The 24,277-nt window shown below is 65.7% G+C and carries 25 protein-coding genes; 20 read left to right on the forward strand and 5 right to left on the reverse strand.

Annotated elements, in window-relative coordinates:
- Positions 1–117 precede the first annotated feature (117 nt).
- A complete protein-coding gene (locus O5K39_RS06425) occupies positions 118–777 on the forward strand; it encodes a DUF488 domain-containing protein (RefSeq protein ID WP_271146447.1) in 660 nt (219 codons plus the stop codon).
- Positions 749–1,483 carry a hypothetical protein gene (locus tag O5K39_RS06430; protein ID WP_271146448.1) on the forward strand — a complete coding sequence of 245 codons (735 nt, stop codon included), beginning with the start codon at positions 749–751 and terminating at the stop codon, positions 1,481–1,483. The genes O5K39_RS06425 and O5K39_RS06430 overlap by 29 nt, the downstream gene beginning before the upstream one ends.
- A gap of 6 nt (positions 1,484–1,489) precedes the next feature.
- On the opposite strand, the gene clpB is transcribed toward O5K39_RS06430, so the two are convergent.
- Positions 1,490–4,078 (reverse strand): ATP-dependent chaperone ClpB, encoded by a 2,589-nt coding sequence (clpB, locus tag O5K39_RS06435; protein WP_271146449.1) that lies wholly within the window; start codon positions 4,076–4,078, stop codon positions 1,490–1,492.
- 157 nt (positions 4,079–4,235) lie between these two features.
- Here clpB and O5K39_RS06440 point away from each other — a divergent pair, with 157 nt between their 5' ends.
- Positions 4,236–4,883, forward strand: coding sequence for a LysE family translocator (locus O5K39_RS06440; RefSeq protein ID WP_271146450.1), 648 nt, complete (start codon positions 4,236–4,238; stop codon positions 4,881–4,883).
- 78 nt (positions 4,884–4,961) lie between these two features.
- Complete coding sequence (locus O5K39_RS06445) at positions 4,962–5,315, forward strand: BA14K family protein (protein ID WP_271146451.1); 354 nt, start codon at positions 4,962–4,964, stop codon at positions 5,313–5,315.
- Positions 5,316–5,378: 63 nt separating this feature from the next.
- Here O5K39_RS06445 and O5K39_RS06450 read toward each other — a convergent pair whose 3' ends face one another.
- Both O5K39_RS06450 and O5K39_RS06455 read right to left on the reverse strand, forming a co-directional pair.
- On the reverse strand, positions 5,379–6,059 hold the full coding sequence (locus O5K39_RS06450; protein ID WP_271146452.1) for a glutathione S-transferase family protein: 681 nt from the start codon (positions 6,057–6,059) through the stop codon (positions 5,379–5,381).
- A gap of 50 nt (positions 6,060–6,109) precedes the next feature.
- On the reverse strand, positions 6,110–7,072 hold the full coding sequence (locus O5K39_RS06455) for a cation diffusion facilitator family transporter (protein ID WP_271146453.1): 963 nt from the start codon (positions 7,070–7,072) through the stop codon (positions 6,110–6,112).
- A gap of 157 nt (positions 7,073–7,229) precedes the next feature.
- Here O5K39_RS06455 and O5K39_RS06460 point away from each other — a divergent pair, with 157 nt between their 5' ends.
- From O5K39_RS06460 to O5K39_RS19550, 10 genes are all read left to right on the forward strand, one after another.
- Positions 7,230–8,402 (forward strand): citrate/2-methylcitrate synthase, encoded by a 1,173-nt coding sequence (locus O5K39_RS06460; RefSeq protein ID WP_271146454.1) that lies wholly within the window; start codon positions 7,230–7,232, stop codon positions 8,400–8,402.
- Positions 8,403–8,429: 27 nt separating this feature from the next.
- Positions 8,430–9,239: an undecaprenyl-diphosphate phosphatase gene (locus O5K39_RS06465; protein ID WP_271146455.1), complete on the forward strand. Its 810-nt coding sequence runs from the start codon at positions 8,430–8,432 to the stop codon at positions 9,237–9,239.
- Positions 9,236–9,946 carry an inositol monophosphatase family protein gene (locus tag O5K39_RS06470; protein WP_271146456.1) on the forward strand — a complete coding sequence of 237 codons (711 nt, stop codon included), beginning with the start codon at positions 9,236–9,238 and terminating at the stop codon, positions 9,944–9,946. The genes O5K39_RS06465 and O5K39_RS06470 overlap by 4 nt, the downstream gene beginning before the upstream one ends.
- Positions 9,870–11,396, forward strand: a complete 1,527-nt coding sequence (locus tag O5K39_RS06475) for an N-acetylneuraminate synthase family protein (protein ID WP_271146457.1) — start codon at positions 9,870–9,872, stop codon at positions 11,394–11,396. Before O5K39_RS06470 ends, O5K39_RS06475 begins: the two co-directional genes overlap by 77 nt.
- Positions 11,393–12,112 carry a hypothetical protein gene (locus O5K39_RS06480; RefSeq protein WP_271146458.1) on the forward strand — a complete coding sequence of 240 codons (720 nt, stop codon included), beginning with the start codon at positions 11,393–11,395 and terminating at the stop codon, positions 12,110–12,112. Before O5K39_RS06475 ends, O5K39_RS06480 begins: the two co-directional genes overlap by 4 nt.
- Before the next feature lie 17 nt (positions 12,113–12,129).
- Positions 12,130–12,834: a hypothetical protein gene (locus O5K39_RS06485; protein ID WP_271146459.1), complete on the forward strand. Its 705-nt coding sequence runs from the start codon at positions 12,130–12,132 to the stop codon at positions 12,832–12,834.
- Between the two features lie 66 nt (positions 12,835–12,900).
- Positions 12,901–13,350: a helix-turn-helix transcriptional regulator gene (locus O5K39_RS06490; protein WP_271146460.1), complete on the forward strand. Its 450-nt coding sequence runs from the start codon at positions 12,901–12,903 to the stop codon at positions 13,348–13,350.
- Positions 13,351–13,379: 29 nt separating this feature from the next.
- Complete coding sequence (locus O5K39_RS06495) at positions 13,380–13,775, forward strand: hypothetical protein (protein ID WP_271146461.1); 396 nt, start codon at positions 13,380–13,382, stop codon at positions 13,773–13,775.
- A gap of 3 nt (positions 13,776–13,778) precedes the next feature.
- Complete coding sequence (locus tag O5K39_RS06500; RefSeq protein WP_271146462.1) at positions 13,779–14,195, forward strand: hypothetical protein; 417 nt, start codon at positions 13,779–13,781, stop codon at positions 14,193–14,195.
- Between the two features lie 151 nt (positions 14,196–14,346).
- Positions 14,347–15,243 carry a CatB-related O-acetyltransferase gene (locus O5K39_RS19550; RefSeq protein ID WP_348637127.1) on the forward strand — a complete coding sequence of 299 codons (897 nt, stop codon included), beginning with the start codon at positions 14,347–14,349 and terminating at the stop codon, positions 15,241–15,243.
- Here the strand turns inward: O5K39_RS19550 and hslU are convergent.
- Positions 15,180–16,484 (reverse strand): ATP-dependent protease ATPase subunit HslU, encoded by a 1,305-nt coding sequence (hslU, locus tag O5K39_RS06510; RefSeq protein ID WP_271146463.1) that lies wholly within the window; start codon positions 16,482–16,484, stop codon positions 15,180–15,182. The genes O5K39_RS19550 and hslU overlap by 64 nt on opposite strands.
- 261 nt (positions 16,485–16,745) lie before the next feature.
- Between hslU and O5K39_RS06515 the strand changes: the two genes are divergently transcribed.
- The 4 genes from O5K39_RS06515 (at position 16,746) to rfbA (ending at position 20,835) form a co-directional block, all read left to right on the forward strand.
- On the forward strand, positions 16,746–17,174 hold the full coding sequence (locus tag O5K39_RS06515; protein ID WP_271146464.1) for a DUF2141 domain-containing protein: 429 nt from the start codon (positions 16,746–16,748) through the stop codon (positions 17,172–17,174).
- Positions 17,175–17,350: 176 nt separating this feature from the next.
- Positions 17,351–18,832, forward strand: coding sequence for a carotenoid oxygenase family protein (locus O5K39_RS06520; protein ID WP_271146465.1), 1,482 nt, complete (start codon positions 17,351–17,353; stop codon positions 18,830–18,832).
- 81 nt (positions 18,833–18,913) lie between these two features.
- Positions 18,914–19,969: a dTDP-glucose 4,6-dehydratase gene (gene rfbB / locus O5K39_RS06525; RefSeq protein WP_271146466.1), complete on the forward strand. Its 1,056-nt coding sequence runs from the start codon at positions 18,914–18,916 to the stop codon at positions 19,967–19,969.
- Positions 19,966–20,835 carry a glucose-1-phosphate thymidylyltransferase RfbA gene (rfbA, locus tag O5K39_RS06530; RefSeq protein WP_271146467.1) on the forward strand — a complete coding sequence of 290 codons (870 nt, stop codon included), beginning with the start codon at positions 19,966–19,968 and terminating at the stop codon, positions 20,833–20,835. The genes rfbB and rfbA overlap by 4 nt, the downstream gene beginning before the upstream one ends.
- A 41-nt stretch (positions 20,836–20,876) precedes the next feature.
- Here rfbA and O5K39_RS06535 read toward each other — a convergent pair whose 3' ends face one another.
- Positions 20,877–21,995 (reverse strand): WcbI family polysaccharide biosynthesis putative acetyltransferase, encoded by a 1,119-nt coding sequence (locus O5K39_RS06535; protein WP_271146468.1) that lies wholly within the window; start codon positions 21,993–21,995, stop codon positions 20,877–20,879.
- Between the two features lie 280 nt (positions 21,996–22,275).
- Between O5K39_RS06535 and gmd the strand changes: the two genes are divergently transcribed.
- Together gmd and O5K39_RS06545 are read left to right on the forward strand one after the other, a co-directional pair.
- The gene (gmd, locus tag O5K39_RS06540; RefSeq protein WP_271146469.1) at positions 22,276–23,256 is read left to right on the forward strand and encodes a GDP-mannose 4,6-dehydratase; all 981 of its coding nucleotides are present in this window, start codon (positions 22,276–22,278) and stop codon (positions 23,254–23,256) included.
- Complete coding sequence (locus O5K39_RS06545) at positions 23,256–24,224, forward strand: NAD-dependent epimerase/dehydratase family protein (protein WP_271146470.1); 969 nt, start codon at positions 23,256–23,258, stop codon at positions 24,222–24,224. Before gmd ends, O5K39_RS06545 begins: the two co-directional genes overlap by 1 nt.
- Positions 24,225–24,277: the final 53 nt, after the last annotated feature.

Raw genomic sequence — 24,277 nt, forward strand, 5'->3', positions numbered from 1 at the left:
GAAGCGTAGCGCAGGCGAAATGGTTCAGCGCGCTGTGTGTGTGACAGGTTCGCGCTCCCGCGCGCCGCCCGGTTCCGGGTCTCCGCTGCGCTGCGCCCGGAATGACGAAAGGGAGGGTTGTCGTTCTCCAAGGCATCCGTCAGCTTCGGCTGCCACCGGTCGTCGGATCGCGATGCGCTCGTCCTCCACCCGCAAGGGGAGAAGCGTTGGGCAAATCGATTCTTCAGAAAGTCTCAATCACTGGTTAGGCAGATAAGGTTAACGGAGGCGCGTCTGATGATTTCGACAATCGGCTATGAGGGGGCGAGGCCTGACGATTTTGTCCGTACGCTGCAACTCGTCGATGTTCGGATGGTCATCGATATTCGAGATCGGGCACAATCGAGACGGCCAGGTTTCTCGAAAACTGCTCTCCGTGATTCCCTTGACGCGGCAGGCATCGGATATCTTCACCTCAAAGAGCTGGGTGATCCAAAGGAAGGTCGCGATGCGGCCCGTTCTGGAGATTTTGCGCGGTTCAGGCAGATCTATGCGTCGGTCCTCAAGACCGTCGAAGCCTCTGAAGCGCTCGATCAGATTGCCACGCTGAGCGAACAGATGAGCGTCTGTCTGCTTTGCTACGAGCGCGATCACCGCGAGTGCCATCGCAAGATCGTTGCGGATTGTCTCGAATCGGTTGTTGGGTCGAAAGTGCGCCACTTAGGAGTGCAGGCCAATGTCGCGGTTCGAAAGCTCGACGGACGAGTGCGTGATGCTCGTGAAGGCGCTCCCGCATAAAAGCAGCAACTACTTTGAGACGGTGTGTTGCGCCGGTGTCGGACACGACATGAAATGGCGGCGATTGTACCCTGTGGCTTTTCGAACCCTAGAGAAGGGGCAGAAATTTTCTCGTTGGGATTGGGTTTCGTATAGCTTCACGACGCCTTCGAACGACAAACGCTCGGAGAGCCAGAAGGTGGTGCATGAGACCATCTCCGTTTCCAAAAGCATGAAAGTTGGCGAGCGGTTTGGTTTTGCCCGACGAATGACGCGAGAGAGTACCGACGAAGCCGTCTCCTTGGGCGAAACACTGACCTTGCTGCGCCCTGACAATGTACGATTCTCGTGGCGCAGAAAATCCGACGAAGAGGTCGCTGTAGAGCGTATCAAGCACGCGGCGCTCGCTGGTCAGCTTTCTTTCCTTCACGACGCACCCAAGCCACTTGAGCCTTGTCCGTTCGAATTCACATTCCGGTGGAAAGACGCGGCGGGGAAAAGTCGCTCCAACATCTGCGACGATTGGGAGACGTCAACTGCATTCTCTGTCCGCAGAGATTTTAAGGGCGGGCAGGGAGCTCTAGAATCTCTGAGAGAGACGTTCGAGGTTGAGTACCCTCAAAAAGGAATGCGGTTTGCACTGGGGACCCACTCAAGAAGAAGCTCTCAATGGCTGCTGGTCGGTGTCATTCGGGTAGATGAAGCAAGCCAAGGTGAGCTGTTCTAGGGCCGCCTAATGCACCCGCGCCTTCCCGATCTCCAGCCCGTCCGCGCCCGCTGACACGGCGATCACGCTGCCGTCCGCCAGCTCGCCGGCCAGCAGTTTCTTCGCCATCGGGTCGACTAGGTCCTTCTGGATCACGCGCTTGAGCGGCCTCGCGCCGTAGGCGGGGTCGTAGCCCTTGTCGGCCAGCCAGGCCAACGCACCGTCGTCGATGGACAGGGTCAGTCTGCGGTCGGCCATCAGCTTTTCCAGACGCGCCAGCTGGATGCGGACGATGCCGGCCATCTGGTCGCGGCCGAGGCGGCGGAAGAGGATGATCTCGTCGATGCGGTTGAGGAACTCGGGGCGGAAGTGGGCGCGGACGGCCTCCATGACATAGGGGCGCACCGCCTCGACGTCGTCGCCTTCGCCCTGGTTGGCGAGGGCGTCGGAGCCGAGGTTGGAGGTCATGATCAGCAGGGTGTTCTTGAAGTCGATCGTGCGGCCCTGGCCGTCGGTCAGGCGGCCGTCGTCGAGCACCTGCAGCAGGACGTTGAAGACGTCGGGGTGGGCCTTTTCGACCTCGTCGAACAGGACGACCTGATAGGGGCGGCGGCGCACGGCCTCGGTCAGGGCACCGCCCTCGTCATAGCCGACATAGCCGGGAGGGGCGCCGATGAGGCGGGAGACGCTGTGCTTCTCCATATATTCGCTCATGTCGATGCGGGTGATGGCGCTGTCGTCGTCGAACAGGAAGGCGGCGAGCGCCTTGGTCAGTTCGGTCTTGCCGACGCCGGTGGGACCCAGGAACAGGAAGGAGCCGAGCGGGCGGTTGGGGTCGTTCAGGCCGGCGCGGGCTCTCCGGACCGCATCGGCAACGGCTTCGAGGGCCTCGTCCTGGCCGACGACGCGGCCGCGCAGGGCGTCCTCCATCGACAGCAGTTTCTCGCGCTCGCCCTCCAGCATCTTGTCGACCGGGATGCCGGTCCAGCGGGAGACGACGGCGGCGATCTGGGCCGCATCGACGACCTCGGGGGTCAGGGGGCCGCCTTCGGGATTTTCGTTGGCCTCGGCCTCGGCGAGCTGTTTCTCGATCTGCGGGATCTGGCCATAGGCGATCTCGGACGCGCGGCCGAGGTCGCCGTTGCGCTGGGCGAGCGCCAGGTCGGCGCGCAGGCGATCCAGCGTTTCGCGCAGCTGGGCGCCCTGGCCCACCTTGTCCTTCTCGGCCTTCCAGCGCCGGGTCAGGTCTTCAGACTCGACTTCGAGATCGCTGATTTCGTCCTCGAGCTTTTCGAGGCGTTGTCTGGAGGCCGCGTCGGTCTCCTTCTTCAGGGCCTCGCGTTCGATCTTGAGCTGGACCAGACGGCGGTCGATCTCGTCCAGCGATTCCGGCTTGGAATCGACGGCCATGCGGACCCGCGACCCGGCCTCGTCGATCAGGTCGATGGCCTTGTCGGGCAGGAAGCGGTCGGTGATGTAGCGGTTGGACAGGGTGGCGGCGGCGACGATGGCGCTGTCGCTGATCCGTACGCCGTGGTGGACCTCGTACTTCTCCTTCAGACCACGGAGGATCGACACCGTGTCCTCGACCGAGGGTTCGTCGATGAAGACCGACTGGAAGCGGCGGGCGAGAGCCGGGTCCTTCTCGATGTATTTGCGGTACTCATCGAGGGTCGTGGCGCCGACGCAGTGGAGCTCGCCGCGTGCCAGGGCGGGTTTGAGCAGGTTGGACGCGTCCATGGCGCCGTCGCCTTTGCCTGCGCCGACCAGGGTGTGCATCTCGTCGATGAAGAGGATGATCTGGCCTTCGGCGGCGGTGACCTCGTTCAGCACGGCCTTGAGCCGTTCCTCGAACTCGCCGCGGTATTTTGCACCGGCGATCAGGGAGCCCATGTCGAGGCCCATGACGACCTTGTCCTTCAAGGACTCAGGCACGTCGCCGTTGACGATGCGCAGGGCCAGGCCCTCGACGATGGCGGTCTTGCCGACGCCGGGTTCGCCGATCAGGACGGGGTTGTTCTTGGTGCGCCGGGCCAGGACCTGGATGGTGCGGCGGATCTCTTCGTCGCGACCGATGACGGGGTCGATCTTCTGATCCCGCGCCGCCTGGGTCAGGTCGCGAGCATAGCGTTTGAGGGCGTCATAGGCATCCTCGGCACCGGCGGAGTCGGCGGTCTTGCCCTTGCGGACATCCGCGATGGCGGCGTCGAGTTTCTCGGGGGTGGCGCCGACGGATTTCAGGATTTCTTTGGCGACGCCGCCTTCGCGGGCAATGGCCGAGAGGAGCCGTTCGGTCGTGACGAAGGCATCGCCGGCGGTCTTGGACGCGGCCTCGGCGGCGGCGAAGACGCGGGCGGTGTCGCCGTCCAGATAGAGCTGGCCGTTGCCGCCGCTGACCTGGGCGCGCTTTTGCAGGGCCGTCTCGGTCGCGGTCTCGGCCTTGGCGGGGTCGCCGCCGGCGGTGGTGATCAGGTTCCGGGCCAGGCCGTCGCGTTCCTCCAGCAACACCTTCAGCAGGTGTTCGGGCGCGAACTGCTGGTGACGGCGGGCGAGCGCCAGCGATTGCGCCGACTGGACGGCCTGTTTGGCGCGGTCGGAATAGAGGTCGAGGTTCATTCTGGGTCGTTTCCCCTGACAAGGCGGATGACAGTCAGCGCCCTTGCAAGAAGCGACGCCTTGATCTGGGGCAAAGGTGGGTGTGGCGATGGGGCCACACAAGGGGTGGCGTCAGATGGTGCGGGGACTAGGGTAGGGCACTGTCCCGAAAGGTCCGATGCCCCATTCCGCCTGGCCGGTCGATCCCGGCGTCATCCTGCCGTTCCTGATCGCCGTCGCCCTGATCGAACTGACGCCGGGGCCCAATATGGGCTGGCTGGCCATGGTGTCGCTGACGCGCGGGCGGATGGCCGGGGCGGCGGCGGTGGGTGGGGTGACCCTGGGTCTGGCGGTGTGGATGCTGGCCTCGGCGTTCGGGCTGACCCAGGTGCTGCTGACCTGGCCGTGGCTGTACCAGACGATCCGCTGGGCGGGGGTGGCCTTCCTGTTCTGGCTGGCGTGGGATGCGTGGAAATCTCCGGGGGCGGGCGAGGCGGTGTCGGAGGACGTCCCGGGGCGCGACCTGGGGCAGGCCTTCGTCAGGGGGCTGGCGGGCAATCTGCTGAACCCCAAGGCGGCGGTCTTCTATGTGGCCCTGCTGCCGACCTTCATCCGGCCCGATCATGCAGGGGCGCTGGTCCAGGCGCTGACGCTGGGGACGCTGCATCTGGGAGTCGCCTTGATGGTCCACGGCCTGATCGTGCTGGGCGCGGCGGGGGCGGGTGCGCGTCTGCTGACCGACGCCAAGGGACCGTGGCTGCGGGCCGGGTCGGCGCTGGGAATCGTAGCGGTGGCGCTCTGGATGGCGTGGGAGACGCGAGGCTGAAATCCGTGTCGGGATGCAACGTCGCGGGCGAGGTGGCGTTGAAGCGGCAGCGGGGGCTAATCGAAGGAAGGCATTTCCATGCGTACCCTATTGATCGCCGCCGCCGCCGGTCTGATGACCCTCAGCGCCCTGCCTGTCGCCGCCGCCGTCGCGCCGCAGGAACGACCCTATACGCAGGACCGGGACAATCGCGGCCGGAACGACAACGACTGGAACAACGGACGCGGCAACGACAGCCGCAATGACAATGATCGCTATGGCCGCTGGGATGACCGGTGGGGCGCAAGGCCGGCCGGTCCGCCGCGTGGCTGGACCCGGACCAACGACTGGTACCGCCACGTTCGCGCCTGTTCGCAGCGCTATCGCAGCTATAATCCGCGTACGGACACCTATGTCGTGCGTCGCAATGTGGTGGCGCGCTGCCGCCTTTAGGACCCCAGCGGGTCGAAGGACACGAGCCCCGTCGCGAGAGCGGCGGGGCTTTTTCGTCTGCGGCTAGAAATCCAGGTCCGCATAGTGGGCGGCGGCGGCGAGGCCTTGGAAGCGGTCGGTCAGCAGGGGGCGGAAACAGGGCCGCGACTTGATCTTCATGTACCAGAGCTTGAGCGCCGGCTGGGCCTTCCACGGCAGTTCGCCGAAATAGTCGAGCACCGACAGGTGGGCGGCGGCGACCAGGTCGGCCTGGGACAGGCGACGCCCCGCCAGCCAGTCGCGGGCGGCGGCGAGCTCTTCGAGCATGGCGAGGTGCTCACGCAGGGCGGCGCGGCCGTCGCGCAGGGCGCGGGCCTCGGGCGGGCCGAGGCGGAGCAGGGGCTTTTCCATCCGCTCGTGCAGCAGGACGGCGTTGACCTCGTCGGTGAAGCGGCGGTCGAACCAGGCGGTCAGGCGGCGCGCCTCGGCCCGTTCGGCGGGATCCGAGGCCAGGAGCAGCGGCGTCTTCTGCTGATCCTCGATCCAGCCCAGGATGGCGGCGGGCTCGCACAGGGTCAGAGGGCGGCTGTCGGCGACCTGAAGCACCGGCGGCATCCCGGACGGATTGAGGTCGGCCAGCGGGCAGTCGGGCTCCCACGGGCGGACGACCGTCTCCTCGAAAGCGATCTTCGCCTCGCCCAGCGCCAGGCGAACGGTGCGCGAGCCGGGGTCGAACGGGAAATGGACGAGGACGCGGGCCGACATGGAGGGGTTCTGAACCCCTGTCCGTTAAATCGCCGTTTACTGCGTTCGGTTCAGCCCCAGGGGCCTGAGGCGGGCCAGGGCGGTTCGTGGGGCGTGCCGGACGGGTCGGCATGGATCAGGACGTCGGCACCGGGCAGGGCCTGACGGATGCGGTTTTCGGCGTCGTCGATGATCTGGTGGGCCTGGGTCAGGGTCAATGCGCCGTCCAGATCGACGTGCATCTGGACCATCACAGCCCCGCCCGATGTGCGGGTGCGCAGGCGGTGCAAGCCCCGGATGCGGGTATCCGACAGGACAGCCTGGGAGATGGCGGCAATCTCGTCGTTGGAGGCGGACCGGTCCAGCAGTTCGTCGGAAGCCGTCTTCAGCAGGGCGACCGCACCCCAGGCCAGCCAGACCGCGACGACCAGGCCGGCGGCGGCGTCGAGACCCGGCGCGCGCAGCCAGGAACCCGAGATCACCCCGATCAGGACGACGGCGGCGGCGGCCAGATCGGCGGCATAGTGGGCGCGGTCACCGGCGACGGCCAGGGACTTGACCTGTTTCAGGGCGCGCGTCTGGAACCAGACCAGACCGGCCGTCAGGATCATGGACAGGACGATGACACCGACGGCCCAGCCGCCGGCGGCGACGGGGCGGGGGTCGAACATCCGGTGGATGGCCTCCCAGCCCACGAAGACGGCCGAGGCGAGGATCAGTCCCGCCTGGACCAGACCGGCCATGGACTCGCCCTTGCCGTGGCCATGGCGATGCTCGGCGTCGGCGGGCGCGGCGGCCCAGCGCACGGCGAAGAAGGTGGCCAGGGACGCGGCCAGATCAAGCGCTGAATCGGTCAGGGACGCCAGCACCGAGACGGAACCGGACGCGCCCAGCGCAAAGGCCTTGAGCGCGATCAGGACGACGGCGACCCCGACCGACAGGCGGGTGATCCGACGCGTGATCGCCGCCGCGTCGGGTCCGGTCAGCGCGGGCTTTGCGGCGGCGTCAGGCGGCGTTTCGGCGGGGGATGTCATCCCCGGCCTTGTCGCCGAAAGCCGGGGCCTTGCCAAGCGCGGCGGTCACAGGCTTATGGTCAAGCTTAACCCCTAAAACGGTGGTCACCAAAGCGCCGCAAGGTTGTAGCGTCTCTTACCACGACGCGATGATGAGGAAGGTTGGGCAGGCATCGGCATGGATACGGCCGCACGCTGGATAGGACGGGGCGAAGCCCTGGAGCGACTGGGGATCAAGACCCAGACGCTGTACGCCTATGTCAGCCGTGGGCGGATCGCCGCCCGGCCCGATCCCGCCAATCCGCGCCGCAGCCTTTATGCCGTCGACGATATCGGTCGGCTGACCTCGCGGAGGTCCGAAGCCGATGCCGGGATGCCCGCCGACCTTCAACTGCTGACCACACCGGCCGTGCGTGGCGTGGTCACGATCGCCTCGTCCGTCAGCGTGATTGCGGGCGGTCGGCTGTTGTACCGGGGCCGGGATGCGGTCGACCTGGCCCAGACCGAAACGATCGAGGATGTCGCCCGCCTGCTGTGGGATGCCCGGAGCGAAAATCCGTTTGCGGGACTGGGGCCGCGTCTGGACGGGGCCGGAGGCGTCAACGCCCGCACCCGCCTGTTCGGAGCCCTGGGGCGACGGGCGCATGAGGACCGGTCGTCGGCCGGACGCGATGCGACGTCGCTGAAAGTCGAGGCGGCCTCGGTGCTGAACGAAGTCATGGACGCCGTCGCCGGACCGGGGCCGCGCCTGTATTTTCACCAGCAGCTCGGGCGAGGCTGGAAGCTGCTGGAGCGGGACAGTCCGCTGATCTGCCGGGCCGTGGTGTTGGCCGCCGATATCGGGTCCTGTCCTTCGGCCGTGGCCACGCGGGTGTCCGCGGCGGGTGGGGCGTCCCTGGCGGGGGCGGCGCTGGCGGGTCTGGTGGCGACGGCGGGGTCGACCGAACAGGCTGATCTGATCGCCGCCATCGCCCACGTCCACGAGGCCCGGCGCGATCCGGCCGGGGTGTCGAAGCGTCGAGCGGCCGAGGGGACACTCCCCGGGTTCTCCGACCCGCTGTGGCCAGACGGCGATCCGCGCGGGCCGGCGCTGCTGGCGGCCTCGGCCCTGCCCGCCGATCTGGCGGCGGTGGCGCGGGAAGGCGAGGCGGCGTCCGGTCGTACGCCGACTCTGAACCTGGCCCTGGCCCTGCTGGCGCGACGACTGGACCTGCCCCGCGATGCGGCGGCGGACCTGATGCTGATCGGGCGGCTGGTCGGCTTGCTCGGTCATGCACTGGATCAGGTCATCGACGGCTCGCCTATTCAGGCTAGCCTGCGCTATGTGGGCCCCAGACCGACGGCGCAGTGAGGCGACCCCGGCATATCTGAGGGGTTCATGGCGGACTGGCTGGCGGCGATCATCCTGGGTCTGGTCGAGGGGCTGACGGAATTCATTCCGGTGTCCTCGACGGGCCATCTGTTGCTGGCCAAGAGCCTGATGGGGCTGGAGAACGAGCCCTGGGACACCTTCATCGTCATGATCCAGCTGGGCGCGATCCTGGCGGTGGTGGCCCTGTATTTCGGGCGGCTGTGGAAGGTGCTGATCGGCCTGCCGGGCAAGGATCCGGCGGCGCGGCGGTTCGCGATCTCGGTCTTGCTGGCCTTCTTCCCGTCGGCCCTGATCGGCCTGCTGTTCCATGATTTCATCAAGACGGTGCTGTTTAATCCCACCGTGGTCTGCGTCAGCCTGATCCTGGGCGGCATCGCCCTGATCGCCCTGGAGCGCTGGGCACCGCAGCCGCGCGAGCATGACGCCATGAAGTTTTCGGCGAAGACGGCGCTGGGCGTCGGCCTGTTCCAGTGTCTGTCGATCATCCCGGGCGTGTCGCGCAGCGGGGCCACCATCGTCGGCGGCCTGTTGCTGGGCGTGGACAAGCGGGCGGCGGCCGAGTTCTCGTTCTTCCTGGCCATCCCGACCATGGTCGGGGCGTTCGGGCTCGATTTCTGGGAGAGCCGCGAGATGCTGACCGGCGACGTCCTGACCCTGATCGCCATCGGGTTCGTGGTGTCCTTCGTCAGTGGACTGATCATCGTGAAAACCATGCTGGATTTCGTGACCAAACACGGGTTCGCGCCGTTCGCCTGGTGGCGGATCGCGGTCGGGGCGGTCGGGCTGGCGTTGCTGCAAGCCGGCCTGATCGGATGAGCGACGTCCGGCCCGTGCTGGAGGCCGTCTGCGCTCACGTGATGGCGGACCTGCCCGCCATCCTGGCCCAGCGCCGGACGGTGACGTGGAAGCCGGACGGCAGTCCGGTCACCGAGGCCGACGTGCGGCTGGAGCGTGAAGTCCACGCCCTGCTGGAGGGGCGGCTGGGGTCGGTCAATCTGGTCGGCGAGGAGAGCTATGATCCTGCGGGCGGCACCGGGGCGGCGTCCTGGACCGCTGTGCTCGATCCGATCGACGGCACGGAGAATTTCTGTTCAGGCCTCAAGGAATGGGGCGTGTCCCTGTCGCTGTGGCGCGACGGGGGCCACCAAGGGAGCCTGTTGCTGTTACCCGAACTGGGGGAGCGGATGATGACCGGGGAACCGATCGAGCGGCACGTGTCGCGGATCACTGGCTTCTCGTCCTCGATCACGCCGGAACTGGCGCAACAGCTGGTCGGGGCGGGGGAGGCGCGAATCCTGGGGTGCGCGGTCTACAATCTGTATAATGTGGTGCGCGGGTCGCTGGCGCGGTTCGCCAACCCCAAGGGTGCCAAGAGCTGGGACCTGATGGCCGGGCTGATGCTGGCCAGAGAGCATGGATGCGACGTGACGGTGGAGGGACGACCCTATGACGGATCCTATCTCGAGCCTGATCGCCGACATCGCTTCGACATACGCCACCGATACGATCTTCATCCTGGGTAAGGGACCGTCGGTCGATCAGATCGATCCCCGGATATTCTCCGGCGCCCTGGTCATCGGCCTGAACGACGCAGAGCGGATCGCGCCGGTCGATATCAGTGTCTTCCATGACGGCTGGGTCGCCGAGAGCGTGGCCGACAATGGATTCAAGTCGCGGGCCTATGTGACCTCGACCCCGATGACGGCACCGAACCGCACGGTCATCCGGCTGGATCATGCGCCGCTGAGCCAGGAATCCAGCGACCTGATGATGCAGCGGTTCCAGGCCGGACAGCTGCAGATCGAGGACATTCTGTTCATCACCGCCCTGCAGATCGCGCGGCGGGTCGCGGCGCAACGGGGTCGGCCCCAGACGGTCTATATGGTCGGTCTGGATTTCCAGTACGACGGCGGCCACGCCTATTCGGAGCGCGTGGGTGCGGACTTCTCGCACGCGCTCGACGAGGAGCGTCGGCTGGTGTTCGGGATGCAGGAGTATTTCTTCCTGAACGCCCTCTATGTGCTGAAGGGCTCCGAGCTCGATGTCCGGCACGTGGGGGCCAAGAGCTTCAGCGCCCTGTCGCAGACCGAGCTGAATCATGCCTTCGGCGGCGGTGCCGATCAGGACCGGCCTGCAGGGTCCGGCGTCGCTGTGGTGGCCGAACTGACGACCAACCATTTCGGCGATCGGCTGAGGCTCGAGCGGATGATCCGGGCGGCGCGGGCGGCGGGCGCGGACTATGTGAAGCTTCAGAAGCGTGACGTCGACAGCTTCTACAGCGCCGAGCAACTGGCGGCGCCCTATGCGTCACCGTTCGGCAAGACGTTCGGTGACTATCGGCGGCAGCTGGAGCTGACGCCGGACGATTTCGGATTCGTGGCGGCGATGTGCGCGGAGCTGGGCCTGGGGTGGTTCGCCTCGGTGTTGGACAGGCCGTCGTTCGACCTGGTCGCGGCGCTGGAGCCGGCGATGGTCAAGCTGCCGTCCACCATCTCCGAACACCGGGATTTCCTGGCGGCGGTGGCGGGCTCGTACGAGGGGACGATCGTGCTGTCGACCGGCATGACCGATCAGGCCTATGAGGACTGGGTGCTGAAGACCTTCACCCGGTGCGAGCGGCTGGTGCTGATGCAGGCCAACTCGGCCTATCCGACCCGGGCCGAAGACTGCAATATCGGGGTCGTGCGCCACTATCACGAACTGTCCCGGACCGATTCCCGCATCGTCCCCGGCTATTCCAGCCACGACTTCGGCTGGATGGCCTCGGCGCTGGCCGTCGCGGCGGGTGCGCGAATGGTCGAGAAACACGTCAAGCTGGGCAACACCGACTGGGCCCATTTCGATGCCGTGGCGGTCGACCTGACCACACCGGACTTCAAGGACTACGTCGATCATGTTCGTCAGGCCGAACGGATCGTGGGACAGGACAGGAAGGCGATCATGCCCAGCGAACATCACAAATACTGGCCATGAACGTCGCCGCTCTGATGATCGGGCGGGGCGGCAGCTCCTTGCCCGACAAGAATATCCTGCCGGTACTTGGCGTGCCGCTGCTGAAATGGACGGCGTCGGCGGCGAGGCGCAGCCGGTATGTGTCTCGCTTCTATGTCAGCAGCGACTGCCCTCGAATCCTCGACGTCGCCGGAGAAGCCGGCTACGCGCCGATCGTTCGCCCCCCTGAACTCGCGTCAGATACGGCGCAGAGTTCGGACGCGGTGCGACATGCGATGCCCATCATGGAGGCCGACGGACCGGTCGATATCCTGGTGGTCCAGCACGCCAATGTCGGCACGATCCATCAGGATCAGATCGACGCCTGTATCGATATCCTGATCGCTCGTAGCGACCTCAGCGCCGTGATTCCCAGCCATGAGATGGCTGAGTACCACCCGATGCGGGGCAAGGCCGTGAACGCAGACGGCACCCTGGCGCCGTTCATCCCGGCCGCGACATTCGTTTCGGCGAACCGGCAAGACCTGCCCAAATGCCTTTTCTTCGACCATTCCTTCTGGGTTCTGAGAGGGCGATCCGCCGTGTTCGACCCCGAGGGTCAGGCTCCTTGGCCCTGTATGGGACGACGCATCGCGCCGTACGAGACCTCGGGCTGCCTGGATGTCCATACCCTCGACGATCTTGAGAAGACGGCGGTGTGGCTGAGGGCCCACGACATCGCGCCGCCTGATTTCTGAAGCGGGACCGCAAGACCATGACGTTGAAGAGTGCCCCCACGGTCGTCGCGGTCGTTGCAGCCAAGGCGGTGTCGACCCGCGTGCCGCGAAAGAATTTGCGGGAGTTCCACGGGGGACGGTCGCTGCTCGATATCAAGATCGAGCAGTTGCTGTCCGCAGCTCACATCAGCGAGGTCTATGTGTCGAGCGACTCCCCGGAGGCCCGGCGAATTGCCGAGGCGGCAGGGGCCCGGTTTGTCGAGCGGGACCCTCACCTGACACGGTTCGAGACCCCGTGGGGGGACGTCATCGACGGCATCCTTCAAGACATACCGGTGTCGCCCGAAACCTTCATCGCCTGGTGCCCGATCACGAGTCCGCTGTTCACCCGCTACGACGAGGCGATCGACATGCTGGGCCAGGGAGATATCGACAGCGTGATCTCGGTGACACGCGACCAACGGTTCTTCCTGAGCTCAGAGTTTCAGCCCATCAACTATCAGTGGGGTGTGTGGCATCCCTACAGCCAGAATCTGAAGCCGCTGCACATCCACAACACCGCCATCTCTCTGGCGCGCAAGGCGGATATCCTGCGCAATCGCTATCTGATCGGCGAGAAGCCGGGGTTCCTGATCACCGACACGGTGGAGGGTATCGACATCGACACGATGGACGAATTCGAGATGGCGCAGTTCTTCTACGCCCGGCGGTTAAGACAGGGTGGCCCGTCCGCGAAGACTTGAGCCGGCCTGCGGGACTGGACCTGCGGGCGATCACGCATCATCGTCGCGCGACAGAGGCGAGGGGCCATGCCGGACAGACTGACATCGCAGGAACTGAGGTGCGTCCTGCTGGCCGGCGACGGTCTCAGCGACAAGGAGGTCGCGGTCGCGCTGGGGATCGCGCCGCGGACCGTCGGCAACAATCTGCACCGCGCCTATCGCAAGCTCGGCGTCTCGGACCGCAAACTGGCGGCACGACGTCTGAGTAGCGATTACTCAGAGCATCCATTGCTCATAGACCACCTCACCGGACGGGCCGCATCACGGACGGACACCGGGGCGGTTCTGATCGATGCTGGTGATCTGAGGTCCGTGGAGGGGCCGCTGATGCGGGCCTATCGCGGACTGGGGGCGTGGCGGACACCGCCGCGGCGTCACCCCCGCATCGTCCTGATCCTGGGCGGCGCGGTGGCCATCGTGATCGTCCTTGCGATCACGGGTCAGATCATGGCGGGCATCAACGACTTCCTCGGCTGATCCGATCCTCCCTCGAAAGGCCGACCTCCGTGACTCCATCCGCCGTCATCCTGAAGAACCCCCAGGCCGCCGTCTCGGCCGCCAACGCCATCGCGGCGGACCTCAACGCACTCGAGCGCCACGTCGACGAGGCCCTGATGCGGGCCCATGCCATCGGCCAGACCCTGTCGTCGGGCCGCATGGCCGCCGGTATTTCGGCGACCTTCGGCCAGGCCATGTTCGACGACCTGGCCAAGGTCATTCCCGATGCGACTTCCCTGCGCGGCAGTGTCGTCGCCATGCATATGCGAATGCAGCGTCGCGCCGATTCCCTGGGCGTCAGCCCGACCCTGGGGATCGAGGAGAAGCCGCCGGAGAACGGCCCGGAGACGCCCTGGCCCAAGGCGGAACTTCTGCCGACGCCGGCCCGCGTCGCCGCAGAGTAGCCTGTGCTCGCGACCGCCATCTATGCGTTTAATCTGTTCGCTTTCGCGTTGCTCCTGTGGCGCGGACGGTGGGCGGACAGGATCGCGGTCGCGGCCTTCGCTCTGGCGATCGTGGTGGAACCCCTGGCCGGGGCTCTCACGGTCGGCTCCTGGCGGACCGGCACGAGTGTTCTGAACCTGGCGCTGTTCGTGATCGTCTGGTGGCTGGCCGAGCGGGCCGACCGATGGTGGCTGGTCTTCGTGGCCAGCGCCCAGTTCGTCATCGTGGCCACGCACGCCATGCCGCTGATGTCCGACAACGCCTTCGTGTGGTCGGGGATCGCGCTGCGGAACGGTCTCTATATTCTCATCAGCCTGCTGTTCCTCGTCGGGGCCTTCGAGGTCTGGGCGGACCGGCGCATCCGTCTGGAAGCCCGCTAGGCTCCACGCGATCGACGGTTTCCGGGACGGCCAGGCAAGCCCTGGACAACTCCATGCTCCCCAAGACGACCATCACCCTGTTCGCAGGGCAGCGCGGCTCTGCGCCGGACGCGGTTGCGACATCCCTGCACGTCGATCGATTGGTGCTCGCATGAGCACGGCCATAGACATTCCGGTGGACGAGGCGCTGATCGAACGCTTCCGGCGCGCGCGCATCCTGTTCTCCTATGATCGACGCGAGGTCGCCGAGGGGCGGGGATGGCTGTCGGATCACGAGACGATCCAGGTCCCCGGATCGATCAGAATCGAAGGACCCAGCGCATTCTACGGTGGCCCTTATGCGCCCAGCCGATGGGCCGTGCCGGGAGGCCTTTGCACCATGGGTGCCGCATCCTATTCGCACTCGCCGCTGCCCGCAGGCCTCAACGTCGGACGCTATTGCTCGATCGGCCGAGGTCTCAGGTTCATCGATTTTGCCCACCCGGCCGAATGGGCCTCGACCTCAGTCGCCTTTTTCAGGCCCAGCGACACCCCGTTCACGCCGCCGTTGCGCGACGCCCTGGACGCGGTCTCCGAGGAGGCCGGGTCGCGGTTCAGTCCCCTGCCGTACGCATCACGGCAGGGGCAGGCCTATCCCGTCATCGGTCATGACGTCTGGATTGGTGACCAGGTCGCGATTGCCCTCGGCGTCACGATCGGAAACGGCGCGATCATCGCCACGGGTGCGGTCGTGACGACCGATGTCGAACCCTGGACCATTGTCGGAGGCGTTCCCGCCAAGCCGATCCGCAAGCGGTTCGCACCGGACGTGATCGCGCGTCTGAGGGCCTCGCTCTGGTGGACCTACCCTTGGCATGCGTTTCACGGCATGAGCCGGACGGACCCCGACCTGTTCGCCGATCAGGTCGTTGCGGCCGCCATGGCCGGCCGCCTGAAACCCTGGACGCCCGAGACGGTGACCCTGGAACCGGCCGAAGTCGTTCCCTACAGGATGAAACGGCTCAAGTCGGCGTTGCGGGCCAGGTCGCCGACCTTTTCGCGGACCTGATCGCCGTCGAAGGTCAGGGTCTGGCCCGACAGGTCCGAGGCCTTGAACGAGGTCTCCTCCAGCACCTTCTCGATCACGGTGACCAGGCGGCGCGCGCCGATGTTCTCGACCGCACCGTTGGCGGCGACGGCGGCGTCGGCCATGGCCTCGACGGCGTCGGGGGTGAAGATCAGGGTCACCTCTTCGGTCAACAGCAGGGCCTGGTTCTGGCGGATCAGATTGGCCTCGGGCTCGGTGAGGATGCGCACGAAGTCGTCGCGGGTCAGGGCCTTGAGCTCGACGCGAATCGGCAGCCGACCCTGAAGCTCGGGCAACAGGTCGCTGGGCTTGGCGACGTGGAAGGCGCCCGAGGCGATGAACAGGACGTGGTCGGTCATCACCGGTCCATACTTCGTCGAGACGGTCGTGCCCTCGATCAGGGGCAGCAGGTCGCGCTGGACCCCTTCGCGCGACACGTCGGCACCCCCGCGATCCTGGCGACCCGCGACCTTGTCGATCTCGTCCAGGAAGACGATGCCTTCCTGTTCGGCCAAGGTGACGGCCTCGCGGGTCAGGCTGTCCTGATCCAGCAGCTTGTCGCTCTCCTCGGTGATCAGGGGGGCGACGGCGTCCTTGACCGTGGTCTTGACCGAGCGGGTCCGCCCGCCGCCCATCTTGCCCAGCATCTCCGACAGATTGATCAGGCCGACATTGCCGCCGCCCGAACCCATGTCGAGACCGCCGAGCGGAGATGAGGTGTCTGCGAGATCGATGTCGATCTCCTTGTCGTCCATCTCGCCGGAGCGGAGCTTCTTTCGGAAGCTGTCGCGGGTGGCGGGGCCTGAGCCGGGACCGACCAGGGCGTCGAGGATGCGTTCTTCGGCGGCGGCCTCGGCCTTGGCGCGGACGCCGGTTCGCTTCAGGTCGCGGACCATGATCAGGGCGGCCTCGACCAGGTCGCGCATGATCTGATCCACATCGCGGCCGACATAGCCGACCTCGGTGAATTTGGTGGCCTCGACCTTGAGGAAGGGCGAACCGGCCAGGCGGGCCAGACGCCGGGCGATCTCGGTCTTGCCGACGCCGGTGGGGCCGATCATCAGGATGTTCTTGGGCGTCACCTCGTCGCGCAGGTCGGCGGGCACGCGCTTGCGACGCCAGCGGTTGCGCAGGGCCACGGCGACGGCGCGCTTGGCGTCGTGCTGGCCGACGATGAAGCGGTCGAGTTCGGAGACGATTTCGCGGGGAGACAGATCGGTCATGACGATCAGATAGGGCGCCGATGCGTGCTGCGGGAGGGGGCAGGGTCGTCGCAGCCTGTCCAACGGCGCGCCGTTCGCGATCGGAGGTGTTCATCGGCGTTTCGCCAACGCACAGGCGCCGCCGTTCACGAAGCCGGGCCGGTCATCGCCGCAAGTCCGGTGGCGGCGCGTCGGGGCCGGGGTGATGGTCGGGACATCGGAGCCCGGTGGTCGGGTTCCTCCATACCGCTCTTCACCCCTCTCCTTACAAGGATGCCCGTCATGATCCGTTTCGCTTCCGCCGCCCTCGTCGCCGCCCTGCTGGTTTCGGCCCCCGCTCTTGCAGAGACGTCCGCCCCCACCACCATCACCCTGGACTTCGACACCGCCGCCACGACCGGCAAGGTGATGGTGGTGCTGTATGACTCCGAAGCCGCCTTCTCGGGTGGAGCGCCGGTGGCCCAGGCCATGGTCGATGTTGGGGCCGGCCAGCACAGCGCGACCTTCGCCGACCTGCCCGCCGGCGACTATGCGGCCAAGAGCTTTCACGACGTCGATGGCGACGGGAAAATGAACACCAACCCGTTCGGCATGCCGACCGAACCCTTTGCCTTCTCGAACAACGCCCGCGGCAACATGGGCCCGGCCCCGTGGAGCGCCGCCCGCTTTGCCGCCTCGGGTCCGGTGACCCAGACGATCAACCTGCGCTGATAGCACGGACTTCTCCCTCCCCCTGCGGGGGAGGGCAGGCGGCGCAGCCGCCGGGTGGGGGCGGCAAGGCAGATCAGCGCCGCGTCGCCTTGCCCTTCCCACCCGGTCTTCGCTGCGCTTCGACCACCCTCTCCCGCGGGGGAGGGAGATACACCCTCAAGATTTGGATTCCCTCCATGACCCCGACCCGCCGCAACATCCTGATGGGCGCAGCCGCCCTCTCCGCCGCCGTTGTCACGCCCGAAATGGCGCGCGCGGCGGCCGCCCTGAACGTCGCCAACGATGCGGGGGCCGCCGACTGGGCCCTGGCGACGCGGGACCTCGAAGCGGACGTTGCGCCCCAGACGATGCGCCGTATCCGGGGACGTGCCCCGGCCGGGCTGGAGGGGACGCTGTTCCGCAACGGCCCCGGCAAGTTTCGTCGTGCAGGCGGATCGGCCACCCACTGGTTCGATGGCGACGGTCTGTTGCGGTCCTTCGATATCGCCGGCGGCCAGGTCACCCTCCAGGCACGCTTCGCCGACACCAACAAGCGTCGCACCGAGACCGAGCTCGATGCCGTGGTCACCCCCGGCTTCGGCACCCCCGGCCGCCCCGGTGCCCGGATCGATTCCGTCGACGACGCCAACTGCGCCAACACCGCCGTCATGGTGGCCGGCGACAAGGTCTGGGCCCTGTGGGAGGGCGGGTCGCCACTGCAGATGGACGCAGAAACCCTGGCCACGGAACACTACGTCACCCTCAAGCCCGATCTGAAGGGGATGCCGTTCCAGGCCCATCCCCGCTTCGATCCCGACGGCACGATCTGGAACGTGGGGGCGAACGGGGCCCAGGTCATCGTCTGGCATCTGAACGGCGCGGGCGGCCTGATCGAGGCCCAGGTCGTGACCCTGCCGCGCGCCAGCTATTTCCATGATTTCACGGCGACCGACCGGCACCTGATCTTCGTGCTCCAGCCCTGGGTCCATGAGCGCAACGGGATGCCGTTCACGACCCAGTTCGGCTGGCGGGCCGATATGGGGACGCAGGTGGTCGTGCTGGACAAGGCGGACCTGACGCGCGGCCGTGTCTATGAACTGCCGACCTTCTCCTTCTTCCACCTCGGCGACGCCTGGGCCGACAGCGACGGCACGATCCGGTTCGATGTCGCGGCGGGCAAGGACATCGAGTTCGCGGTCGAGGGGGCCCGGGTTCTGGTCGAGGGGCGCGGCCGGGTGCCCGGCGAGCCGACCAAGCTGGCCCTGATTACCCTGCACGCCGACGGCCGGGCCGAGATGGTCTCGAGCGGGCTGACGGGCGAATTCCCGCAAGCCAATCCCCGATTCGCGGGCCTGCGGCGCAGCCTGACGGTCCATACGGCCGGAGAGACGACGGGGCGTCCCCTGCCGACGGGGCTGGCGGTCCAGGACTGGTCGAGAGGGCGTGCCGACGCCTTCCACTTCGGCACCGGCCACGTGGTCGAGGAGGCGGTGTTCGTGCCCAAGCCTGGCGGGACGCGCGAACGCGACGCGTGGCTGATCGTCCCCTCGATCGACCTGCGGGCAGGGGTGACCCAGTTGCATGCGTTCGACGCAGGGAATGTATCCGACGGGCCGCTCGTCACATGGGCGGCGGATGTGGCACTGCCGGCCGGGTTTCACGGGGCGTGGCGGGGATAACGAATCCGCAGCGAGAAACTGATTGCCCTCTCCACCGAGTTCGAGGAGTGATCGCCGGTGTCGCAAAATGGCGGGGGCCGGATGAACATTATCGTGACGGGCGGTGCGGGCTTCGTTGGAAGCGCTCTCGTTGATCGGCTGATGCAGCACACGGACCACGAGGTCCTGGTGGTCGACGCCCTGACCTATGCCGGGACCTGGCGAAACCTGCACGGCATGGAGCGGAACGACCGTCTGGCCAAGGTCAAGGGGGATATCGGCGATCGTGAGCTTGTCGCGAGACTGCTGGCCGAGTTCGAGCCGGATGTGGTGATCAACCTTGCCGCCGAAACCCATGTCGATCGCTCGATCGATGAGCCGGGTCCGTTTGTCGCGACCAACATCCTCGGCGGTTTCGGGCTGCTGGAAGAGACTCGAATGTGGTGGTCACGGCTGACGAAGGCTCGACGGGACGCTTTCCGGTTCATTCAGGTCTCCACTGACGAAGTGTTCGGCAGTCTTGGTGAGACCGGCCGATTTGACGCCATCAGCCGCTACGATCCACACTCTCCCTATTCGGCGAGCAAGGCCGCCTCTGATCACCTGGTGCGGGCGTGGGGGCACACCTACGGCCTGCCGGTCATCGTCACTCATTGCTCGAACAATTACGGGCCCCGCCAGTATCCCGAGAAACTCATTCCCTTGACGACCCGGCGTGCGATCGCGGGTTTGAGCCTGCCCGTCTACGGCGATGGCGGCAACATCAGGGACTGGCTTGCGGTCGAGGATCACGCGGCGGGTCTGCTGGCCGTGATCGAAAGGGGAAGGTCGCAGGCTACCTATATGTTCGGAGGCGGAGCGGAGCGGACCAATCTGCAGGTGGTGACCACGATCTGCGCCGTTCTGGATCGACTGAGACCGCAGGGCGCTCCCCATGCCCGACTGATCGCGCTGACCCAGGACCGGCCGGGTCATGATCGCCGCTATGCTGTCGATTTCACACAAACCTGCCGGGAGATAGGCTTCGAGCCGAGTGTGGACTTCGACCAGGGACTGGAACGAACCGTGGCCTGGTTTCTGGAGCAAGGCGATCTGACGGGTGACGCGGCCCAGCGGACCCGCCGGCTCGGGCTCGACAGCGTGGGGCGAAATCCGTGAAGGGCCTGTTGATGGCGGGGGGCACCGGAAGTCGGCTGGCCCCGATGACGAAGGTCGTCTCCAAGCACCTCCTGCCCGTCTATGACAAGCCGATGATCTACTATCCGCTGACCACGCTGATGCTGTGCGGCGTGCGCGAGATCCTGATCATCTGCAACAGCCGTGACACGGCGGACTATCAGGCGCTTCTGGGAGACGGATCCCTCTGGGGTTGTGCGTTCAGCTATGCTGTTCAGGACGGGGCAGGCGGGATCGCCGAAGCGTATCGGATCGGCGAAGCGTTCGTTCGTGACGAGACGTCGGCTCTGATACTGGGCGACAACATTTTCTATGGGGACAGGCTCGGGAGCGTTTTCGCCGACGCGGTCAGCCTGAACCGTGGGGCGACGATCTTCGCCCACCACGTCAATCGCCCCGAGGATTACGGCGTGGTCGAGTTCGACAGCGACAAGAACATCCTGTCGATCGAGGAAAAGCCGACAAACCCACGCTCGAACTGGGCGGTGACGGGTCTTTACGTCTACGACGCCGAAGTCGTTGATATCGTGCGAGGGCTTCAGCGGTCGGACCGTGGCGAGCTGGAGGTCACCGACATCAACCGCGCTTACCTGGAGCGCGGACGGCTGAACTTGAAACGAATAGGGCGGGGGTATGCCTGGCTGGACGCAGGCACGCCGGACGGTCTTCTGGAAGCGTCCGAATTCGTGCGAACCGTCGAACGACGCCAGGGTTACAGGATCGCCTGCCCCGAAGAGGTCGCCTATCAGATGGGCTATATTGATGCCGATGCGCTGGGTCGGTTGGCGCGCGAACACGGAAGCTCTGCCTACGGAAATTATCTGCTCAATGTCATAGCCGAGGTCTGAGGCTGACATGGGGGCGTAGGGTCAGTAGGACGCGTTCAGTCTCATCCGGGCCCGAATCTGCCGCCATTCGCCTGGTAGCGTCTTCCCAGGCCGTCAAAGCCCCCCGCGTCCACGAACTCTTCCGAGGCGGGGAAGGTCGCGAGAAAATCTGCAAGACCGCGTTCATCGACGAAAGTGCGCGCATCCCGCAGTTCGTCGTTGTTGGGGTGGCGTGAGAGAAACAGACTGTAGGCCTGCCTGACCAGGACACCGTCCGTGTCGTGGACCGTGCCCTTGGCTCTGGCGAAGCGATCCAGGTACTCGGAAATTCCTCGGCTACCGGCCGCCGCCGCCTTGACCCGCTCGTAGCCGATATCCTGGTAGGTCTCGAATACGGCCCCGTAGTAGGAAACGGCGTCGGCCCACTCTCCCGCATAGCGCACCTGGCCCAGGGGAAGGCCTGATCCGGAGTATTCGAGCGCGGTGGCGACCGAAGGGTAGGGCGTGAGGATGATTGCATCCAGGGGTTCGCGCCCTTCGATCGCGATCCGTTCCGGCCGTTGCGCATGGGCCAGGATCCTGTTCGCGACCTCCGCCAGAACATTGCGGGCAGGGTGGTTGACCGTGAACATGGGCTGTTCGCGGTGGAAACGGGGCACGATCAGATCTGCGCTGGTAATGCCCGATGAACTGATACTCTCACGACGCATGAGGTCGAGCGTGGCACCGAAGGCCTCGGATCGGGCAAAATCGAAGGGCAGAAAGTCGGCGCTCAGCATATCGGCGACAAATGCCTCGGCGGGCAGTCGACGCAGAAAATAATCGATCGCGTGCGCGTCGTGATATTCCATCCGGTCGCCCGTAAACTCTCCCAGGGTGAATATCTGCGGCATCTGCCCGCTGTGGTGGATGACCGGAAACTCCACGAGTATTGCGTCGGGTCGGGTGTTCTCGCGTGCCCAGCTGAGCGAAAGCTCCTGAACACCCCGATAGCCGTCCGAAATCGGCTGGTGGACGACGATATCCGCGCTGCGGACGGCGGCGATGTGGTCCTGAAGCCCCTGGTCCAGATCGGTCTGGTAGCAGGCGCGTCCGTCGATCTGCAGGGTCTCGCTTGCGACTTCCCGCATCAGTTCGACCAGGGCCAGGGCCTGGCAGTTGCCATGGATGTAGACGTTCATCGATAACCCTTTGGTCCGCGACAGCGGTCATGCCCTATCGACTAAAGCCTTGATCGTTGAGCCGCAATCCGTCGCCCGACCATCGGTGATTCCAGGGATCGGTTCTCCGGCCTTGCCGCGTTCCGTACGATGTGATGTGGCAAACGCGACACGAGGTGCTAGGCCCTAGCCCCTCTGAGGGGCTACCCAGATCGTGTTTCTGGAGGGTGGTCCCGACTTGACGGTTGCGGCCTCAAAGGACCGATGGTAGCGAAACCGCGAACGACGCGAAGGACATGAATTGAAAACCGCTTTGATTACTGGCGTCACCGGCCAGGATGGCGCCTATCTGTCGCAGCTCCTTCTCGACAAGGGGTATAAGGTCCACGGCCTGATCCGGCGCAGCAGCCACGCAGAAGCCCATCTGCGGAGGCTTGAGTGGCTCGGCATCCAGAATGACGTGACCTACGAGGACGGCAACATTCTCGACGTGTCCGCGATGTCCCGCATCATCCGGGAGATCAAGCCGGACGAGGTCTATAACCTCGCGGCGCAGTCCTTCGTGAAGGCGTCCTGGCAACAGCCTCTGCTGACCAGTCAGGTCACTGCCATCGGCGTTAACAACATTCTGGAGGCTGTCCGTCTGGAAGCTCCTGAAGCGCGCTTCTATCAGGCGTCTTCTTCGGAGATGTATGGCCTGATCCAGGAGCCGCAGCAGAGCGAGGCGACGCCGTTCTATCCTCGCAGCCCCTACGCGGTCGCCAAGCTTTTCGGTCACTGGATGACGGTGAACTATCGCGAAAGCTTCGGTATGCACACCAGCAGTGGCATCCTGTTCAACCATGAATCGCCGCTGCGCGGTCTTGAGTTCGTGACGCGCAAGGTCACTGACGCTGCGGCGCGCATCAAGCTGGGCCTGGCGTCCGAGTTGCCGATGGGCAATCTGGATGCGACGCGTGACTGGGGTCACGCCCGCGACTACGTTCGCGCGATGTGGCTGATGTTGCAGCAGGAAAGCGGCGATGATTACGTCGTTGCGACGGGACGCACCGTGTCGGTGCGGGATCTTTGCCGCGTCGCCTTCGAACAGGTGGGCCTCAACTACGAGGACTACGTCAAGCTTGACGCCGCATTCCTGCGTCCTGCCGAAGTCGATGTTCTGCTGGGCGACCCGGCCAAGGCCAAGGCCAAACTGGGCTGGACGCCGGAAGTGACGTTCGAACAACTGATCGCGGAAATGGTCGAGGCGGATCTGGAGCGGCATAGCGCCAGGCGGGCCTAGTGAATTCGGAAATCCGGCATCCCTCCATCCTCGTCACGGGCGCTGATGGCTTTATCGGCGCTCACCTGGTCAGAGCACTGAGGAGCCGGTTTCCGGACTTCGTCGTGTTTTCGAGTTGCCGCAAGGGGCCTCGAAATCATGTCGATGCGCATCATCTCCAGGCCGACATGGCCGAAGGCGCGTCTATCGACCGCCTTGTCGACCAATCCAGGCCGGATGTAGTGATCCATCTCGCGGCCCAGGCGAGCGTCGGCAAGTCTCTGGAAGTCGGTTCGGACGTCTGGGAGGTCAACGTCGGCGGCACCCGACGACTGGCGGCCGCCGTGCGCGCGGTGAAGCCGGACGCATGTTTCATCTTTGCATCCAGCGCCGAGGTCTATGGCGACTCGTTCCAGTCCCAACTGCCCATGGACGAGGATTCATGTCCGCGGCCCATGACCCCCTATGCCAGAAGCAAACTGGCTGCCGAGTTCGTCCTGCGTGACACATTGGGTGTCGATGCCCAGCTCATCATCCTGCGCTTCTTCAATCATGTCGGCCCTGGCCAGGGAGAACAGTTCGTCGCGGCGTCGTTCGCCGCGCAATTGGCCAGGATTGAGCGTCAAGGCGGGGTGGGTCGGATCGAAGTCGGGGATCTCACGGCAAAACGGGATTTCGGCGACGTACGCGATGCCGTCGCGGCTATTCTGGCGGTGATAGAGGCGCGGGCGACCCTGCCCGCGGTGAACACATTCAACGTCTGCTCCGGCGAGGTTCGGACGGTCCGCGATCTGCTCGACAAGCTCATCGCCGGCAGCACCGCCCGGCCCGAGGTCGTGGTCTCCCATGATCGCCTTCGTTCCGTGGAGACCCCTTGTGCCGCGGGGTCGATCAAGTCTCTATGCAAGGCAACCGGCTGGTCGCCCGGAGGTCTGACCGACGAGACGATCAAGGGCATCCTCGATTATTGGCGGCAACAGACATCATGAGCGGACGTTCGCCGGTCAGGGTCGCGACATGATGTCGAAAACATTGTTCGCTC

This window comes from Brevundimonas sp. NIBR10 (assembly GCF_027912515.1).
In the GTDB taxonomy this organism is placed as follows: Bacteria; Pseudomonadota; Alphaproteobacteria; order Caulobacterales; family Caulobacteraceae; genus Brevundimonas.